This window comes from Halomonas sp. (assembly GCF_014859505.1).
Taxonomy (GTDB): Bacteria; Pseudomonadota; Gammaproteobacteria; order Pseudomonadales; family Halomonadaceae; genus Halomonas.
Map to the genome: position 1 here is coordinate 1 of NZ_JACUUD010000216.1, position 2,942 is coordinate 2,942.

Annotated in this window: 3 protein-coding genes; all 3 read left to right on the forward strand. The window is 63.1% G+C overall.

What is annotated here, in order from left to right; all coding sequences use genetic code 11:
* The coding region (locus IBX53_RS15550; RefSeq protein ID WP_290911117.1) for an OmpA family protein at nt 1-720 on the forward strand (720 nt) is incomplete at its 5' end.
* Nucleotides 721-885: 165 nt separating this feature from the next.
* Entirely contained in the window at nt 886-2,412 is a 1,527-nt protein-coding gene (locus IBX53_RS15555) for a GGDEF domain-containing protein (protein ID WP_290911120.1), read from the forward strand.
* Nucleotides 2,413-2,522: 110 nt separating this feature from the next.
* Nucleotides 2,523-2,942: PAS domain-containing protein (locus IBX53_RS15560; protein WP_290911123.1), on the forward strand; the 420-nt coding region annotated here is incomplete at its 3' end.

The following is a 2,942-nucleotide window of genomic DNA, read 5'->3' on the forward strand; positions in this document are numbered from 1 at the left end:
CTGGTTCGCTTCAAGCAGCTTGCCGGCCAGATGGTGCAGGCCTTTGGCGTCCAGCGCCAGGTGCCCGCCGATATGATACCCATGGGAACCAGCGCTGTGTTCGATCGCTTTTCGCCTGCCGAGCCCCAACCGACGCTGCGAGAGGAGGTTCGCCAGTCGACGACTATTGAGCGTGCTCGGCTCGATACCTTTCGCGAGCAGCTGCAGACGAGAATGGATCGGCGCATCGAGGCGCTCAAGTTCGAGGTGGAAGAGGCGCTACGCTTAGCTATCGACGAGGGCGGTGTCCGCGTTGAGCGCGATGGCAGCAATGTGCTGGTCCGCATCGACGAGCAGGGTACTTTTCCTTCCGGCTCCGCTGAGGTGACGCAAGCGTTTGCCGAACTGCTTCTGGTCATGGCCGCCACTCTCTCTGGAATGCCAGGAGGGATTGTCATTGAAGGCCACACTGATGATATACCGATTTATGATTCCCGCTTTCGTAGTAATTGGGATCTCTCGGCGATGCGTTCGGCTACCGTGGCCAATCTCCTGCTCGAAGACCCGGAGCTGGACCCGAATCGATTGACCGTGATGGGCCATGCGGATACCCGTCCGTTGGTACCCAATGACTCCGAGGTGGACAGGGCTCGTAATCGGCGCGTAGAGATCACCCTGCAGTTAGGTGATGCAGTTGAGCGGGAAGTGCACTCCGCCATGCCCCTTTCCGCCGTCGAGTAGCGCTTCGAAATGGGTCGAACGGGATTCCTGAAGGAGGGTGGTTGAACGGCCTCGGTGGAGGCGCTGCGCTTTTGGTAGCCCTGGCAGGTAAAGGGTGAATTGAGCGGTGTTTCGCGGCAGACTTCAGTGACTCCTTATTCTTTCCCCGCGCAGTGGTGAGCCGACATGATCAGTTGTGAACGCAGCGCCAGTCCCCCGCTTGGCCTGCCCCCCTTGCCCGAGACGCTGCGTTCCAGGCTTGGCGAGTGCGATAGCCTGCCCTCATTGCCAGCCGCCGCCGCACGCGTCCTGATGCTTGCTCGTCACCCCGATACCAGTCTGGTTGAGTATGCCGAGGCAATCGATAAGGACCCGGCCCTGACCCTGCGGCTGCTGTCAATGGCGAACAGCAGCTACTATTCGCGCGGCGGCGTCGAGGTGTGCACATCGCGTGAGGCGGTGTCCCGCCTGGGCCTGGATACGACCCTGGCGACCGTGATGAGTTTTGCGCTGACCCGCATCAACATCTCGGCCCTCGGCCTTGACCATCTCTGGCAGCGGGCCATCATCGCCGCGCTGGCGGCCAGGCATCTGGCGGCCAGGCTTTGCCCCCAGCAGGCCGGCGTGCTCTTCACCGTTTCCCTGCTGCAGGATATCGGCGTGCTGGCGGCCATCGCGCTCGACGAGCAAGACTACCGGCAGCTCATCGTCTCCTCGCAGGGGCATGACAGCCTGGTGGCGGCGGAGCACGCGCTCTACGGGTGCGATCATGCCAGCATCGGGGCCTGGCTTGCCGATAGCTGGGGACTGCCTGATCACCTGGCCATGGGTATTGCGTCGAGTCATGGCGATCTCCACGGCACCTCCCCTGAAGCCCTCTGCCTGCGCTTGTCGGGCCCCATCGCCGACGCCTGGCTCTCCGCGACGCCGGCGCGAGCCCTGTTTCGGCTGCTGCACCGTTTCGAGGCGCTCGGTAATGCCCTGCCGATATCGTTGGCCAGCCTGCTTGAAGAGGTTCAGGAGAACCTTCCCGATATGGCGAAACTGCTCGATATCACGGCACCACCGATATATGACAACCACTCCCTGCTGGAGGAGGCACAGCAGCATCTGTTCAGGCAGGCACTGGCCCTGAGCGCACGCATGGACACCCAGGAAGCCGAGCTGGAGGCGCTTCGCCAGCGCCAGACCGAGCTCGAGCAGCGCAGTCGGCGTGACGACCTGACCGGGCTTGCCAACCGAGCCTGGCTCGAGGAGCAGTTGAAGGAGCGCTTTCGCCTCTGCCGGGAACAGGGGCGCACCCTGTCGGTGGTGTTCATCGACCTTGACCACTTCAAGAAGCTCAACGATAGCTACGGCCACGTGCTCGGGGACAGGGTGTTGGAGAACTTTGCGGAAGCGCTTCAGGAATCCGTTCGCGAGGGGGATCTCGCCGGCCGCTACGGGGGGGAGGAGTTTCTGGTCATCCTGCCGGACGAGCGGGTGGAGGGTGCCATGGTGGTGGCCAACAGGCTAAGCCAGCTGCTTACCATGCGGCCCATGGCCCACGCCGACGGCGTGCCGCTGCATGTCTCGGTCTCCATCGGCATCGCCTGTCTGGACGATGCGGACTTCCGCAGTGCACGCGAACTGATCGATGCCGCCGACCAGAGCATGTACCGGGTAAAGCGGGAGGGCCGGGACGGTACCGCGACGTTCTCCGGGGCGCCATGAACTTGCGAGCGGCCCAGTTCAAGTCAAGGTTTTCCTTTGTTGTTCGATATACACTTTGAAGAGAACTTTGACTCATTCCCCTCGCCCTGAGGCTGACACGAGAGCGTTCCATGGCTATCCGCGATAACGGATTTCCCCCCGGTGGGCGCCATGCCGAGCCGGTATTGGTGCACCATCCTGTGGCGCTTGCCACCCTTGCCTTCGACAATGCCGAGGCGGGACTGGCCATCATCGATGGCGGGGGCAGGCTGCTGGCCGTCAACGCCTTCTTCCGCGAACTGGCGGGTGTTCCGCCGGATCAGGCTCTGCCTGACATCGATATTGGCCGGCTGATGCCGATCGTCTCGGCACTCTCTCTTTCTCTATCGCCGTCGCACCCGGTGCAGGGGGAGTGGCACGAGCTCTACCTCTCCGATGCCGAAGGCAACGAGGGCGAGCTTTTGCTCTCGGTGAGGGCGCTGGATGGCGATGGCAGCCGTCTGCTGACGCTGGTTCCTCGAGGGCTGATCACCGGCGGGGTGCCCGCCCGG